Below are 14968 nucleotides of genomic sequence, written 5' to 3'. Positions count from 1 at the left end.
TGTCGGGTAGAACGGGCGCCGCGGCGCCCGTTTTTTTTGGGGTGACCGCGCTACTTGTTTACCGCGCCGGCGCCGATGTTCCGGTCGAGGAAGCGTTCGACCCGGCCCCAGAAGTCGACGTTGTTCTTCTCCAGCGACCAGCCGTGGCCTTCTTCCGGATACTCGACCCACTCGACGTTCTTGTTGGTCTTCATCAGGGCGTCGCGAAACAGGGTACCGTGGTTGATCGGCACGCGCCGGTCGACCCCGCCGTAGGCCAGCAGCACGGGCCGGGTGATGCGGGCCGCCTGCTCGATCGGCGAGGTAGCCTTGAACTGGGCTGCGTCCTTGACCGGATCGCCGATCATTTCCGGCATGCCGTAGGCCTTGAATTCATCCGAGGTGTCGTTGGTGAAGTTCCAGCCGCCGTTGTACAGCAGGTTGATGTCGGTGACGCCGACCCAGTTGATGCCGCACTTGTACAGCTCGGGATCTTTCACCAGTCCCATCAGGGTGGCGTAGCCGCCGTAGCTGGCACCGGCGATGCACACGCGCGAACCGTCGGCGATGCCCTGGCCGACCGCCCAGCGCACGCCGTCGGCAATGTCGTCCTGCATCGCCAGACCCCACTGCTTGAAGCCGGCCTTGAAGTGCCGGATGCCGAAACCCAGGCTGCCGCGGAATTCCGGTTCCAGCACGGCGTAGCCGCGCGAGGCCAGGAACTGCGACGCCGGGTTCCAGCCCCAGGAAGTGCCGCGCACGTAAGGGCCGCCGTGGACCAGCATCACCATCGGCAGGTTCTTCTTCGCGCCGCCGGCCGGCAAGGTGAGCAGGGCTGGAATCTCGAGTCCGTCGCGCGCCTTGTAGCGCACGAATTGCTGGCGGCCCATCTGGGACGGCTTGATGTCCGGCCTGACGTCGGCGATCTTGTTCAGCTGCCTGGTCTCGATGTTGTACAGCGAGTAGATGCCGGAGACGGCATCCGAATAGGAACGCACCAGCACCCAGGGCGACTCGCTGCGCGCCGGCACCGTCACCATATTGATTGTGGCCGGCAGTAGCTTGTCCAGCTCGACCTGCATCGCCTTCATGCGCGGGTCGAACCATTCGTTCGATACCGCATCGGTGCGGAAACTGATGCCCAGCACCTTGTCGCGATTGACGATCAGGCCGCCGTCGAAGTCGAAGCCGGCAGTCATGATCAGCGGCTGCGGATCGATCTTGCCCGTGGCGACATCGAAGACGTGGACCGCCGTCGTATCGCGTCCGCCGCTGCGCGCCAGCACATACAAATTGCCCTCGGGAGTGAAGCCGAGCGGCTGCAGCGCCTTGTTGCCGTCGCCGTAGGCGGGATAGCTGGCCAGCACGCGCCAGGCGCCGCTTGCCGGGTCGCGGTAATGCAGCGTGACGGTATCCTTATCGAAGCTCGACGCCAGGCGCGGCTCGCCCTTGTGGTCGAGCATCCAGCCACGCACGTTGCCCGGCCGCGGCACGGTCTGTGCAAAGCCGGTCAGGGTGTTCAGGCGAAGCAGGTCGACGCTGCGCACGTCGCCCGCGGTATCGAAATTCGGGCTGGTGACATACACATGGTCCGATTCGCGCGTGCCGGATTGGCCGAGCAGGTAGGTATGCCAGGGCAGGACCTTGCGGGCGGCCCGCGTGCCGCGCGTACTGCCCCAGCCGGTGCGGTCCGCCAGTTCGACGAATTTCTGCCCGTCGCGGTTGATCGCATATAAGCCGGGCGCGTAGCGCTTGTTGCCGAGGCCGACGTTCTTTTCCTGGGTGGTGAAGACCAGGCGTTCGTTGTTGATCCAGCGGATGTCGCCCACGTCCGCATCGTCGTACGAGGCAATTACCTTGGCGCTGTTGTTCGACAGGTCGACCACCGCCAGGGAGTCGCGCTTGCCCGGCGCACCCAGACGTACGGCCAGGAAATGGGCGTCCGGCGACAGCACGGCGCCGCCGAACGGCGAATTGCCGAAGAAGCTGGCGATGGATGGCAGTGCGGCCTGCACCTGCGCTTGTGTCTGCGCATCGGCATGGGCCGGCAGCGTGCAGGCAAATGCAGCGGCGCAGGCCAGTGCCGAGCCGCGCAGCGAGCGGAATAAAGAGCTGGTCATGTATCTCTGTTTAATTGTCGTCATGAAAATGGGGAGGAATCCCGTAGCCGCCCAACAATAACAGCCCGGCCTCGGAAAGGCACCCTGCCATGCCGATGTCATGCATGCGGCATGGCGGCCGTGGCATGCCCGCCTCAGGTTTTGCCGACAGTGTCCTCTTCCGGCGCCCGGATGTAGTCGACCATCCCCAGGCTGGCGCGGCTGGGCGGCGCGCTCAGCAGGCTGCCGATCACGGTCGCCAGCAGCCCGGCCGGCACTCCGAACACGCCGGCCGCCAGGGGCTGGATGCCGAGCCAGGAGGCATCCAGGCTGCCCCCCAGGGTGGGGCTGGCGCGCAGCATGTACCACAGGCAGACCAGGAAGCCGGTGACCATGCCGGCGATCGCTCCGGTGTGGTTGGCGCGCTTCCAGAACACGCCCAGCACCAGTACCGGAAAAAGAGTAGAACCAGCGAGTGAGAAGGCCGCGCCCACCAGCGAGAGGATGTCGGCCGGCTTCTGCGAGGCCGCGTAGGCGGCGATGAAGGCCACGGCGAGCAGCAGCAGCTTGGAGATCGTCACCCGCTTCTGGGTCGAGGCGCCCAGGTCCACCATCTTGTAATACACGTCGTGCGACAGGGCGTTGGAGATCGCCAGCAGCAGGCCGTCGGCGGTCGACAGCGCCGCCGCCAGGCCGCCGGCCGCCACCAGGCCCGAGATCACGTAGGGCAGGCCGGCGATCTCGGGCGTGGCCAGCACCAGCACGTCGGCATCGATCGCGATCTCGGCCAGTTGCACCACGCCGTCGTGGTTGATGTCGGCGATGCTGAGCAGGGGCTTGACCTTGTCGACGTTGGCCCAGTACGAGACCCAGGTGGGCAGCGCCGAGAAGTCGCTCCCCACCAGCGCGGTGTAGATGTCGTACTTGGCCAGCACCGCCAGCGCCGGGATGGTCAGGTAGATCAGCAGGATGAAGAACAGGGTCCAGAACACCGACACCCGGGTCTCGTTCACCGAAGGCGTGGTGTAGGCGCGCATCAGGATGTGCGGCAGGGCGGCGGTGCCGAACATCAGGCAGAACACCACCGCCAGGAAGTTGTTGCGGCGCTTGTCGGATTCTTCCTTGGTGGCGCCGGGGAAGGGCGCGGCGTGCGGCACCGGCGGGCGCGCGCGCGCCAGGTTGGCGTCGCGCCGCTCGCTCCACAGGGCCTGCGCTTCGTCGGGCGAGCCGGGGTAGGTATTGAACGCGCGCTCGGCCTGGCGCACCTCGCCCAGCGAGGCATTGCTGGCGCGCGCCGCCACCAGCTGGCGCTGCGCTTCCAGCTTGCCGCTCTCCCACGATGCCGGCAGGCCCGCCAGGCGCGCGGAGTATTCGTCGGCGCGGCGGCGGAACTCGGCGCGCACCTGTTCCTCGCGCGGGTCCTTGTCGAGCTGGTGCTCGCGCGCGGCAAGCTTGGGCAGCAGCGAGCCGTAGGCCAGCTGCGGCACCGGGTTGTCGGCATGCTTGGCCGCCAGCCAGATGCTCGGGATCAGGAAGGCCACCAGCAGGATGATGTACTGCGCCACCTGGGTCCAGGTGATGCCGCGCATCCCGCCCAGGAACGAACAGACCAGGATCGAGGCCAGGCCCAGGAAGATCCCGACCGAGAAGTCGACCCCGGTGAAGCGCGAGGCGATCAGGCCGACCGCGTAGATCTGCGCCACCACGTAAGTGAACGACACCAGGATGGTGGCGCCCACCGCCAGCGCCCGCACCGGCCCGCCGCGCCCGCCCGCGCCGCCGCCATAGCGCACCGCCAGGAAGTCGGGGATGGTGTATTGCCCGAACTTGCGCAGGTAGGGCGCGATGAGCAGGGCCACCAGCACGAAGCCGCCGGTCCAGCCCATGATGTAGGCCAGCCCGTCGAAGCCGTACAGGTACAGGCCGCCGGCCAGGCTGATGAAGCTGGCCGCCGAGATCCAGTCGGCGGCCGTGGCCATGCCGTTGAACAGGGCCGGCACGCGCCGCCCGGCCACGTAGTATTCGGTGACGTTCGAGGTGCGCGCCACCACGCCGATGGTGGCGTACAGGACGATGGTCGCGAACATGAAGATGTAGCCGATCCACAGGCGCGGCATGCCCTCCTGCTCGAGCAGGGCCAGCGCGACCAGGAACAGCGCGAAGCAGGCCGTGTACCAGAGGTAGTAGCGCGACAGCTTGCGGAAGTAGGGCGGCTTCTTCGGGCTCATGCGCCCCCCGTGGCCGCGGCGGCGTGCAGGCGGTCGAGCCGGCGCATGCGCCAGGCGTAGAAGGCGATCACGGCCAGCGACACCAGCGACGCCCCCTGGGCCGCCATGTAGAAGGACAGCGGCCAGCCGAACACCGTGAAGCGCGACAGCTCGCGCGCGAAGAACACGGTGCCGAAGCCGGTGCACAGCCACAGGATCATCAGGACCATGGTCAGGCGCTGCGTCGCCTGCCAGTGCGCGGTACGGGCCGCGGCCAGCCGCGCATGCGCGTCGCTGGAAGGTGGCGAAAGCTCAGTCGGCGTCGTCGGGTTCATGGACAGGAGGCGGGAAGGTCAGGCGGAACAGGCTGCCCGGGTGCCTGGGCGAGTGACTGCGCGGGTTGTTGAAGATGTCGATCTCGGCGCCGTGCTGCTGCGCGATCTCGCGCACGATCGCCAGCCCCAGGCCGCTGCCCTGCACGTTGCTGCCGAGGATGCGGTAGAAGCGCTCGAACACGTGGGCGCGCTCGTGCGGCGCGATGCCGGGGCCGGTGTCCTCGACCTCGAGCAGGGCATGTTCGCCGTCGCGCCGCACGCGCACCGTCACGCTGCCGCCCTGCGGGGTGTAGCGCAGCGCGTTGTCGATCAGGTTCGACAGCAGTTCGCGCAGCATCAGCGCGTTGCCGGCGATCAGGACCGGGGCGTCGGGCGGCGCATCCGGCGATTCGTAGCCGAGATCGATGCGGTGGACGAACGAGGCCTGCACCCAGTCCTGCACGGTGGCGCGGGCCAGTTGCGCCAGGTCGATCTCCTCGAAGGCGAGGCCGGCATGCGGCTGGTTCTCGGCGCGCGCCAGGGCCAGCAGCTGGTTGACCAGGCGCGTGGCCGATTCCGAGCTCTGGGCCAGCTGCTCGAGCGAGCGGTGGATCTCTGCCGCGTCGACCTGGCGCAGCGCCAGCTCGGACTGCATGCGCATGCCGGCCAGCGGCGTCTTCATCTGGTGCGCGGCGTCGGCGATGAAGCGCTTCTGCATCTCGACGGTCTGGCCCAGGCGCTCGAGCATGTCGTTGAAGGAACCCACCAGCGGCGAGATCTCTTCCGGCACCTGGCGCGGGTCGATCGGCGACAGGTCGTCCTGCGGGCGCGCGCGGATGCGCTCCTGGAGCTCGGCCAGCGGCGACAGGCCGCGCGACAGCGCGAACCAGACCAGCGCCAGGATCACCGGCAGGATGATGAACTGGGGCAGGATCACGCCCTTGATGATCTCGTTGGCCAGGTGGGCGCGCTTGTCGAGGGTTTCCGCGACCTGGACCAGGGCCAGGCCGGCGTCCCGGCCCGCGCTGCGCTCGTGCAGCGGGTCGAGGCTGATCCAGGAATAGGCGACCCGCACCGGCGTGCCGTGGATGCTGTCGTTGCGGAACGCCACCGCGCCGTTGCGGGTTCGCTCGTCGGCATCGCCGCCGTCGCCGACGCGGGGGCGCGGCAGGTCGCGGTCGCCGTCGAGGTGGGCGCCGTCCGGCCCGCTGATCTGGAAGAACACGCTGTCGACGTCGTCGGCGCGCAGCACGTCGCGCGCGCTCGGGGGCAGCTGCACCACCGGCCGCCCGGCCACGGTGCGGATCTGCTGCGACAGCACGGTGACGCGGTCTTCCAGCGCATCGTCGAAGGGCTGGTTGGCGATCGACTTGGCCACCAGGTAGGTGATCGCGATGCTCATCGGCCACAGCAGCAGCAGCGGCGCCAGCATCCAGTCGAGGATCTCGCCGAACAGCGAATGGCGGATGTTCTCGTCGGGTTCCGGATTGGGCGGCACGTAGGGCGGGAACTGCCCGGCCGCGGAGGGCGACGACGCGTCCGGGCCCGCGTCCGGCGGCGCGTCCTCGAGCCCGGCGTCGCGTTCGTTCACTTGTTCTCTGGCGCCGGCGCGCGCGGCGCGTCGGAGAATTTCTCGAGGCAATAGCCGAGGCCGCGCACGGTGGCGATGCGCACGCCGCCGACCTCGATCTTCTTGCGCAGCCGGTGCACGTACACCTCGATGGCGTTGTTCGAGACTTCCTCGCCCCATTCGCACAGGTGGTCCACCAGCTGCTCCTTGGAGACCAGGCGCCCGGTGCGCGCCAGCAGCACTTCGAGCAGGCCCAGTTCGCGCGCCGACAGGTCGAGCATCTGGTCGTTGATGTAGGCGCTGCGGCCGACCTGGTCGTAGACCAGCGGGCCGTGGCGCACCACGGCAGGGCCGCCGCCGGCGCCGCGCCGGGTGAGGGCGCGCACCCGCGCCTCCAGCTCGGACAGGGCGAAGGGCTTGGCCATGTAGTCGTCGGCGCCGAGGTCGAGGCCTTCGACGCGCTGCTCGACCGAGTCGGCCGCGGTGAGGATCAGCACCGGCAGCAGCGAGGAGCGCGCGCGCAGGCGCCGCAGCACCTCCAGCCCGGACAGCTTGGGCAGGCCGAGATCGAGGATCAGGAGGTCGAACTCCTGGGTGGACAGCGCCGTGTCGGCGTCCTGGCCGTTCTTGACGCAATCGATCGCATACCCGGACTGGCGCAGCGAACGCGTGAGCCCATCGGCAAGTACGCTATCATCTTCGGCGAGCAGAATTCGCATGGAACCACCTGTAAAACGTTAGACCTTCAACAGGCTCTATTGTGTTTGATTTATCGCAACAATGCGAGGGTCTTGGATAACAACACCGGGCTCTTTTTTCGCTTGCTAAAACCACTGGTTTTATATACAGTGGTGGTCTGGATTCAGCGTAAAGAACCACTGGATTTTTATACAGTAGAGACCTTGATTTACGCGGTAGCACCACTACCTTGCCTACTCCACAGCTGAAAGTACACCATGGACGACAAAAAACTTGCATTAAACGTTGCCGAAAAAGGCAAAGCGCTGGCAGCCGCCCTGGCGCAGATTGAAAAGCAGTTCGGCAAGGGCTCGGTCATGCGCATGGATACCAATGCGCCGGTCGAGGAAGTGCAGACTGTTTCCACCGGCTCGCTGGGCCTGGACATCGCGCTGGGTGTCGGTGGCCTGCCGCGCGGTCGTATCGTCGAGATCTACGGTCCGGAATCGTCGGGTAAAACCACCCTGACGCTGCAGACCATTGCTCAGATGCAGAAACTGGGCGGCACCTGCGCCTTCATCGACGCCGAGCACGCGCTCGATGTGACCTACGCGCAGAAGCTGGGCATCAACCTGGGCGACCTCTTGATCTCGCAGCCGGACACCGGCGAGCAAGCACTGGAAATCACCGACGCCCTGGTGCGTTCGGGCTCGGTCGACCTGGTGGTCATCGACTCGGTGGCGGCACTGACCCCGCGCGCCGAGATCGAAGGCGACATGGGCGACTCGCTCCCGGGCCTGCAGGCACGACTGATGTCGCAGGCGCTGCGCAAGCTGACCGGCTCGATCAACCGTACCAACACCCTGGTCATCTTCATCAACCAGATCCGCATGAAGATCGGCGTGATGTTCGGCAGCCCGGAAACCACCACCGGCGGTAACGCGCTGAAGTTCTACGCCTCCGTGCGCATGGACATCCGCCGTACCGGCTCGATCAAGTCGGGTGACGAAGTGATCGGTAACGAAACCAAGGTCAAGGTCGTCAAGAACAAGATCGCGCCGCCGTTCAAGGAAGCCCACTTCGACATCCTGTACGGAGAAGGCACCTCGCGCGAAGGCGAAATCCTGGACCTGGGCGCCGACAACAAGATCGTCGAGAAGTCGGGCTCGTGGTACAGCTATAACGGCGAACGTATCGGCCAGGGCAAGGACAACGCCCGCCAGTTCCTGAAAGATCGTCCGGCACTGGCACGCGAAATCGAGAACAAGGTCCGTGCCGCGCTGGGCGTGCGTGAACTGCCGCCGGTCCTCGCTGCTGTCGAAGACAGCGGCAAGGACAAGCTGAAGGCAGTCGGCGAGTAATCGGCGATCGTGTAGAGAGCCTATGCCTGCACCCCAGCTGAGCCTGAAAGCGCGCGCGCTTCGCTATCTGTCGATGCGCGAGCACAGCCGGCTCGAGCTGGGGCGCAAGCTGGCCCGTCATGCCGAGGAGGGCGACGACGTGGAAGCCCTCCTGGATTTCCTTGAAAAGAACAACTGGCTGTCGCAGGAACGGTTTGCCGAATCGCTCATCAACCGGCGGGCGGCACGTTTCGGCAATAGCCGCGTGATGGCCGAGCTGCAAAGCCACGGCCTCAAAGGCGAGGCCCTGGACGAGATCAAGGCCTCGCTTGCCGACAGCGAAACTGCGCGTGCCTCCGAAGTGTGGCAGCGCAAATTCGGTACCGTCGCCGCCGATGCGGCCGAGCGAGCCAAGCAGATGCGCTTCCTGCTGCAGCGTGGTTTCTCCCAACGCGCTGCGCGGGCCGCCATGCAGGGCGCTCCCGACGACGACGAGCTGTAGCAGGCTGGTCTTGAAGCCCAAGCCCGGCCTGCTGCGATGACGAGCAGGCCTGGCCCCAGGCCTGCTCCGACGATATGCCAGGCGTGGCCGCAGGCCTGTTGTATCACCCCTGTGTATTACCGTCGTGTATTACCCTCGATGCGATGGGTTTCTTCTTGTACTTATATAGAGAGAAGCCTTGCTCCGGCGCCAGCGTGGAGCGTCATTTCCGATATGCCTCAGCATATTCCTCAACGGATAATGGCGCTGCACGCTGGCGCTGCCTCCTTGCCGGTCCCGTCCCGCAGTTCCGTCTCCATCTCGGCGCATCAATTTGGTCCTGCCACAGGGGCGAACTCGTCCAGCCGCCTGCAAGCTTGGCTACTCGGCAAGAAAATCCCTCGTGTATTGCTGCTACGCGGCAAAATCGCCTCTGTTGCAGTGCAACCGACAACGCCCTGTGCTAAACTTTCACGGTTTAAGCAGCGCCGCATGAGCGGTTGTTGTCGTAGAAGCTACGTCAACGTGCATGAAGCACACTGGCTGCACCACTAACCGCCGCGCAAGCGGCATTGGTTTTTATGCCCCTGTCTCCTCCCGTATCGCGCTCGCTCCGGCATACGCGCGCCATCACCGTCGAAGCCTATGCGCGCGATGATGGCCTGTGGGATTTGGACGCCAGTATCCGCGACGTCAAAACCCGTGACATCGAGCTCGGCTCGGGCATTCGCCCGGGTGGCGTGCCCGTGCACGACCTCAAGCTGCGCGTCACCATCGACCGCAACATGACCATCGTGGACGCCGAAGCTGCGTCCGACGCCGTTCCGTATCCCGGTTATTGCGAGACCATTGGCCCTGCTTACAAAAAGCTGGTCGGCCTGTCGCTGATGAACCACTTCCGGCTGCACCTGAAAGACCGCCTCTCGGGCGTGCTCGGCTGCACCCACCTGACCGAATTGGCCCAGGTGCTGCCCACGGCAGCGCTGCAGGCCTTTGCCGACGACGTCTTCGACGAACGTGGCGACGCCGCCGCTGTTGACAAAGGCGCGGCCGAACGGCCTTTCGAGCTCGACCGTTGCCATGCGCTGCGCAGCGACGGACCGGCCGTGGCCACCTACTATCCCCGCTGGTCGATCAAAGCCGTGTCGGGTTAGGATTCGATGTTTGTCATCCGTTGTTTTACGTTAATTCAACCGTATTTCTCATCAGTACATAGAAAAGAAGGGAAGCCAGCATGAAAATCCATGAGTATCAGGGCAAAGAGATCCTCCGAAAATTCGGAGTGACCGTTCCGCGCGGCATTCCGTGCATGACGGTGGAAGAGGCCGTCAAGGCAGCTGAAGAGCTGGGCGGTCCGGTCTGGGTCGTCAAGGCACAGATCCACGCCGGTGGCCGTGGTAAAGGCGGCGGCGTCAAGGTCGCCAAGTCGCTGGAACAGGTCAAGGAATACGCCGACCAGATCATGGGCATGCAGCTGGTGACCCACCAGACCGGCCCGGAAGGCCAGAAAGTCCGTCGCCTGCTGATCGAAGAAGGCGCCGACATCAAGAAAGAACTGTACGTGTCGCTGGTCACCGACCGCGTCACCCAGAAGGTCGTGCTGATGGCCTCGTCGGAAGGCGGCATGGACATCGAAGAAGTCGCGCACAGCAACCCGGAAAAGATCCACAACGTCGTGATCGAACCGTCGGTCGGCCTGACCGATGAGCAGGCAGACGACGTCGCCCGCAAGATCGGCGTGCCGGAAGCGTCGATCGTCGACGCCCGCACCAACCTGCAAGGCCTGTACAAAGCCTACTGGGAAACCGACGCCTCGCTGGCCGAAATCAACCCGCTGATCCTGACCGGTTCGGGCAAGGTCATCGCCCTGGACGCCAAGTTCAACTTCGATTCGAACGCCCTGTTCCGTCATCCGGAAATCGTCGCCTACCGCGACCTGGACGAAGAAGATCCGGCTGAAGTCGAAGCATCGAAGTTCGACCTGGCTTACATCTCGCTCGACGGCAACATCGGCTGCCTGGTGAACGGCGCCGGCCTGGCCATGGCCACCATGGATACCATCAAGCTGTTCGGCGGCGAGCCGGCCAACTTCCTGGACGTGGGCGGCGGTGCAACCGCAGAAAAGGTTACCGAAGCATTCAAGATCATGCTGAAGAACCCGGGCCTGAAAGCCATCCTGGTCAACATCTTCGGCGGCATCATGCGCTGCGACGTGATCGCCGAAGGCGTCATCACCGCATCGAAAGCTGTCTCGCTGCAGGTGCCGCTGGTCGTCCGCATGAAGGGCACCAACGAAGACCTGGGCAAGAAGATGCTGGCTGATTCGGGCCTGCCGATCATCTCCGCAGACACCATGGAAGACGCAGCGAAGCAGGTCGTTGCCGCTGCCGCTGGCCAAGCCTAATTCGCGAAGGAAATAAAAATGTCGATTCTGATCAACAAAGACACCAAAGTCATCACCCAAGGTATCACCGGCAAGACCGGCCAGTTCCACACCCGCATGTGCCGTGACTACGCGAACGGCCGTGAAGCCTTCGTGGCTGGCGTGAACCCGAAGAAAGCCGGCGAAGACTTCGAAGGCATCCCGATCTACGCATCGGTCAAGGAAGCCAAGGCCGAAACCGGCGCCACCGTGTCGGTGATCTACGTTCCGCCGGCAGGCGCAGCCGCCGCCATCTGGGAAGCTGTCGAAGCCGAACTGGACCTGGCAATCTGCATCACCGAAGGCATCCCTGTCCGTGACATGATGGAAGTCAAGGACCGCATGGCCAAGGCCGGTTCGAAGACCCTGCTGCTGGGACCGAACTGCCCAGGCCTGATCACCCCGGACGAGATCAAGATCGGCATCATGCCGGGTCACATCCACCGCAAGGGCCGCATCGGCGTCGTCTCGCGCTCGGGCACCCTGACCTATGAAGCAGTCGGCCAGCTGACCGCGCTGGGCCTGGGCCAGTCGTCGGCAGTCGGCATCGGCGGCGACCCGATCAACGGTCTGAAGCACATCGACGTGATGCGCATGTTCAACGACGATCCGGACACCGACGCAGTCATCATGATCGGCGAGATCGGCGGCCCGGACGAGGCGAACGCTGCTTACTGGATCAAGGAAAACATGAAGAAGCCGGTCGTCGGCTTCATCGCTGGCGTCACCGCGCCTCCGGGCAAGCGCATGGGCCACGCCGGCGCGCTGATCTCGGGCGGCGCCGACACCGCGCAAGCCAAGCTGGAAATCATGGAAGCCTGCGGCATCACCGTCACCAAGAACCCGTCGGAAATGGCACGCCTGCTGAAGGCCATGCTGTAATCTGACGATCTCACGGTCGACCAAAACGGGGAGCTTAAGCTCTCCGTTTTTTTCGCCCGAGCTTGCATGCCAGCCTGGATTGCCTCCAGCATGACAAATTGCGTTACGCAAACTGTCCGACTGACAAAAATTGTTGAGCCCGAGTGACAAATTTTGTCAGTCCTCAAGCCAAAACTTGCGCCGGCACGGCGTTTTGTTATCTCCAGAATAATAAAATCAGTATTTTTCGGGCTGGCACACCGCTTGCATATAAGAAAGCGTGGCAACAAGCAGTAACCCAATTTCCCGAAACACCACCCTGGAGAGACAGAAATGAACATCAAGCAAATGCAAGCCAAAAAAGCACAAGGCGGCTTCACCCTGATCGAACTGATGATCGTCGTCGCGATCATCGGTATCCTGGCTGCCGTGGCAATCCCGGCTTACCAGGACTACATCGCCAAGACCAAAGCAGGTGCTGCTTATGGTGAAGTTGCTGCCGGCAAGACTGGCTACGAACTGGCTGTTGTAGAGGGAACCGCTTCTACTGAGGAAGAGTACCTGACCAAGTCGGGTCTGGGTGCGGACACCACCAACTGCGAGAACGTCGCTGCCGCTCCGGGCGATGATACCGCAGTGCTGACCTGCACCGTCAAGAACCCGGGCCGTCTGGCTGCCGACGGTGCTACGCCTACCATCGCACTGCACCGCACCACCGCAGGTACCTACCACTGCGTGACGACGGGCCTCGCAGATGAAAAGTTTGTCCCGGCCGGCTGCACCCAGGCACAGTAATCAAGGTACATCCGTAGTAAAAAGAGACCGCCTCGGCGGTCTCTTTGTTTTTGTAGCGTGAAAAATGCTGCCTCGGCAGCACCTGGCTTACCGTTTCAGATAACGATCCAGCCAGTTGATCACCGTGTGGTGCCACTGCAGCGAGTTGGCCGGCTTGAGCACCCAGTGGTTCTCGTCCGGGAACACCAGCAGTTGGCTGTCGATGCCCTTGCGCTGCAGCACGGTGAAGGTCGACAGGGCCTGCGCCGTCGGGATGCGGAAGTCCAGGTCGCCCTGGATCACCAGCATCGGCGTCTTCCACTTGTTCACGTGGTGCACCGGATTGAAGCGCTCGTGGTTGTTCGGCACCGCGAAGTAGGCGCCGCCGTTTTCCCAGTCGGTGAACCATTGCTCTTCGGTCGAATAGGCCATGCCGCGGCTGTCGAACACGCCGTCGTGGTTCACCAGGCAGCGGAAACCGTCGTTCCAGTTCCCCGCGATCCAGTTCATCATGTAGCCGCCGTAGGACGCGCCCAGTGCGCAGCTGCGTTCGCGGTCGAGCCACGGGAATTTCTTTACCGCGGCGTCCAGGCCCTTCTGCAGGTCCACCAGGGGCTTGCCGCCCCAGTCGCCGCTGATCGAATCGGTGAACTTCTGGCCGTAACCGGTCGAGCCGTGGAAATCGATGAACACGGCCGCGTAGCCGGCGCCGGCGTACACCTGCGGGTTCCAGCGGTAGCTCCAGCTGTTACCGAAGCTGCCCTGCGGCCCACCGTGCACAATGAAGGCGATCGGGTATTTCTTGCCCGGCTCGGCATTCCAGGGCTTCATCACGTGGCCGTATACGGTCTCGCCATTGGCGCCGGCAAAGCTGAACTGCTCGTACTGGCCGAAGCGCACGTCGGCCAGGCGCTCGGCATTCAGCTTCGTCAGCTGCGTCGGCTGGCCGCCCAGCTTCATGGAAAACAGCTGCGCGCCCGAGGCCAGGTTGGCCTGGGTGTAGACCAGGGTATCGCCGCGCAGGTCGAAGGCGCCGACCGCGCCCTTGTCGGTCAGCGGCGTGACCTTGCCGGTGGCGACGTCAATCGAGAACAGGCGGTGCTGGCCGACGTCTTCGGCATCGACGACCAGGGCCTTGCCGTCGGCGCGCCATTGCAGGCTGCCGGCCGAGCGGTCCCAGTCGGCGGCCAGCTTGCGCTTCTGGCCGGTGGCCACGTCCATCAGCATTACCTGGTAGCGGTCGGCCTCGAAGCCGGGGCGGGCCATCGCGAGGTAGGCGAGGGTGCGGCCGTCCGGCGAATACACGCCTTTGGTGTCCCAGGCCGGGTTGTCGGCGGTCAGGTTGCGCGGCGCGGCGCCGCCCGCGGCGGGTACCGTGTACAGGTCGAAGTTGGTCGACCAGGCTTCGGTCTTGCCGGCGATGCGGGCGGCGAACACGATGCTCTTGCCGTCCGGGCTGAAGCGGAATTCCTCGCGGTCGCCGAAGGGCTTCGACGGCACGTCGCCGTCGAGCGAGCCCGACAGGCTGAGCGGGGCGCCGCGGACTTTGCCGCCGGCGTCGAGCGGCGCCGAGAACAGCACGTTGTTGCGGCCGTCGTTCCAGGTATCCCAGTGGCGCACGAACAGGCGATCGTACAGTTTGCCGGTGGCCTTGTCCTTTTCCTTCGCGTCGAGGCGCGTCCTGGTGCAGGCCAGGTCGGCGCAATCGCGGAACACCGACAGGCTCATCGCCACGCGGTCGCCGCTTGGCGCCACGCGGAAACTCTCCACATCGAGCGGCAGGTCGGTGACCTTCACGGGTTCGCCGGCCTTGCCGCCGGCCACCGGCAGGCGCCACACCTGCGAGGAGCCCGAGCGGGTCGACAGGAAATACACGGCGTCGCCGGAGGCCGACCATTCCGGCTCGGTGCTGCTGGCGCTGTGATCGGTCAGGCGCTGCGGCGCCGGATTGGCGGCGCGCAGGTCGACCATCCACAATTCGGTGTGGCCGCGGTTCTTGTTCATGTCCGTGCTGCGCACGGTGTACACGACGCGGCTCGCGTCGGGCGACACGGCCGGGCTGCCCACCCGTTCCATGTTGACCAGGTCTTCCACGGTAAAGCCGCGCGGCGCGGCCGTGGCGCCGGCGGCGACCAGGGTTGCTGCCGCAATGGGTATCAAGCGCGGCAAACTCGGCAAACGAAGATTCATGCTCCATCCTTGTTGTCATGACGGTGCGCGGCAGGAAGCCGGGCACGCAGGGC

12 protein-coding genes are annotated in these 14968 nt (G+C 64.8%); 6 read left to right on the top strand and 6 right to left on the bottom strand.

From position 1 onward, the window contains the following. Positions 1-50: 50 nt before the first annotated feature. The 5 genes from AB3347_RS06140 to AB3347_RS06120 all read right to left on the bottom strand — a co-directional run bounded on the left by AB3347_RS06140 (position 51) and on the right by AB3347_RS06120 (position 6888). The gene (locus AB3347_RS06140) at positions 51-2099 is read right to left on the bottom strand and encodes an alpha/beta hydrolase family protein (protein WP_369090894.1); all 2049 of its coding nucleotides are present in this window, start codon (positions 2097-2099) and stop codon (positions 51-53) included. Between the two features lie 134 nt (positions 2100-2233). Then, positions 2234-4306: a sodium:solute symporter family protein gene (locus AB3347_RS06135; RefSeq protein ID WP_369090893.1), complete on the bottom strand. Its 2073-nt coding sequence runs from the start codon at positions 4304-4306 to the stop codon at positions 2234-2236. Continuing rightward, positions 4303-4620, bottom strand: a complete 318-nt coding sequence (locus AB3347_RS06130) for a DUF4212 domain-containing protein (RefSeq protein WP_369090892.1) — start codon at positions 4618-4620, stop codon at positions 4303-4305. The genes AB3347_RS06135 and AB3347_RS06130 overlap by 4 nt, the downstream gene beginning before the upstream one ends. Then, a complete protein-coding gene (locus AB3347_RS06125) occupies positions 4598-6190 on the bottom strand; it encodes a sensor histidine kinase (protein ID WP_369090891.1) in 1593 nt (530 codons plus the stop codon). The genes AB3347_RS06130 and AB3347_RS06125 overlap by 23 nt, the downstream gene beginning before the upstream one ends. Continuing rightward, positions 6187-6888, bottom strand: a complete 702-nt coding sequence (locus AB3347_RS06120) for a response regulator transcription factor (RefSeq protein WP_159700704.1) — start codon at positions 6886-6888, stop codon at positions 6187-6189. Before AB3347_RS06120 ends, AB3347_RS06125 begins: the two co-directional genes overlap by 4 nt. Before the next feature lie 237 nt (positions 6889-7125). Between AB3347_RS06120 and recA the strand changes: the two genes are divergently transcribed. The 6 genes from recA (at position 7126) to AB3347_RS06090 (ending at position 12746) form a co-directional block, all read left to right on the top strand. Beyond that, positions 7126-8208, top strand: coding sequence for a recombinase RecA (gene recA, locus AB3347_RS06115; RefSeq protein WP_027865432.1), 1083 nt, complete (start codon positions 7126-7128; stop codon positions 8206-8208). A 22-nt stretch (positions 8209-8230) separates the two neighbouring features. Then, a complete protein-coding gene (gene recX, locus AB3347_RS06110; RefSeq protein ID WP_369090890.1) occupies positions 8231-8689 on the top strand; it encodes a recombination regulator RecX in 459 nt (152 codons plus the stop codon). A 560-nt stretch (positions 8690-9249) separates the two neighbouring features. After that, a complete protein-coding gene (locus tag AB3347_RS06105; RefSeq protein ID WP_369090889.1) occupies positions 9250-9822 on the top strand; it encodes a DUF2889 domain-containing protein in 573 nt (190 codons plus the stop codon). An 80-nt stretch (positions 9823-9902) separates the two neighbouring features. After that, a complete protein-coding gene (sucC, locus tag AB3347_RS06100) occupies positions 9903-11072 on the top strand; it encodes an ADP-forming succinate--CoA ligase subunit beta (RefSeq protein WP_369090888.1) in 1170 nt (389 codons plus the stop codon). Positions 11073-11090: 18 nt separating this feature from the next. Continuing rightward, positions 11091-11972: a succinate--CoA ligase subunit alpha gene (gene sucD, locus AB3347_RS06095; RefSeq protein ID WP_369090887.1), complete on the top strand. Its 882-nt coding sequence runs from the start codon at positions 11091-11093 to the stop codon at positions 11970-11972. A gap of 312 nt (positions 11973-12284) precedes the next feature. Continuing rightward, the gene (locus tag AB3347_RS06090) at positions 12285-12746 is read left to right on the top strand and encodes a pilin (RefSeq protein WP_369090886.1); all 462 of its coding nucleotides are present in this window, start codon (positions 12285-12287) and stop codon (positions 12744-12746) included. 87 nt (positions 12747-12833) lie between these two features. Here the strand turns inward: AB3347_RS06090 and AB3347_RS06085 are convergent, their stop codons facing one another. Further along, positions 12834-14915 carry a prolyl oligopeptidase family serine peptidase gene (locus tag AB3347_RS06085; RefSeq protein WP_369090885.1) on the bottom strand — a complete coding sequence of 694 codons (2082 nt, stop codon included), beginning with the start codon at positions 14913-14915 and terminating at the stop codon, positions 12834-12836. Between the last annotated feature and the right edge of the window lie 53 nt (positions 14916-14968).

This window comes from Massilia sp. X63 (assembly GCF_041023745.1).
In the GTDB taxonomy this organism is placed as follows: Bacteria; Pseudomonadota; Gammaproteobacteria; order Burkholderiales; family Burkholderiaceae_D; genus Telluria.
Note: the sequence above shows the minus strand (reverse complement) of the source record. Positions and strands in the feature narration are given on the sequence as shown.

Excerpts from the sequence above, each read along its gene's own strand:
- recX (WP_369090890.1), top strand. The coding sequence starts at position 8,231 with ATGCCTGCACCCCAGCTGAGCCTGAAAGCGCGCGCGCTTCGCTATCTG.
- AB3347_RS06120 (WP_159700704.1), bottom strand. The coding sequence starts at position 6,888 with ATGCGAATTCTGCTCGCCGAAGATGATAGCGTACTTGCCGATGGGCTC.
- AB3347_RS06135 (WP_369090893.1), bottom strand. The coding sequence starts at position 4,306 with ATGAGCCCGAAGAAGCCGCCCTACTTCCGCAAGCTGTCGCGCTACTAC.
- AB3347_RS06105 (WP_369090889.1), top strand. The coding sequence starts at position 9,250 with ATGCCCCTGTCTCCTCCCGTATCGCGCTCGCTCCGGCATACGCGCGCC.
- recA (WP_027865432.1), top strand. The coding sequence starts at position 7,126 with ATGGACGACAAAAAACTTGCATTAAACGTTGCCGAAAAAGGCAAAGCG.
- sucC (WP_369090888.1), top strand. The coding sequence starts at position 9,903 with ATGAAAATCCATGAGTATCAGGGCAAAGAGATCCTCCGAAAATTCGGA.
- AB3347_RS06090 (WP_369090886.1), top strand. The coding sequence starts at position 12,285 with ATGAACATCAAGCAAATGCAAGCCAAAAAAGCACAAGGCGGCTTCACC.
- sucD (WP_369090887.1), top strand. The coding sequence starts at position 11,091 with ATGTCGATTCTGATCAACAAAGACACCAAAGTCATCACCCAAGGTATC.
- AB3347_RS06140 (WP_369090894.1), bottom strand. The coding sequence starts at position 2,099 with ATGACCAGCTCTTTATTCCGCTCGCTGCGCGGCTCGGCACTGGCCTGC.
- AB3347_RS06130 (WP_369090892.1), bottom strand. The coding sequence starts at position 4,620 with ATGAACCCGACGACGCCGACTGAGCTTTCGCCACCTTCCAGCGACGCG.
- AB3347_RS06085 (WP_369090885.1), bottom strand. The coding sequence starts at position 14,915 with ATGAATCTTCGTTTGCCGAGTTTGCCGCGCTTGATACCCATTGCGGCA.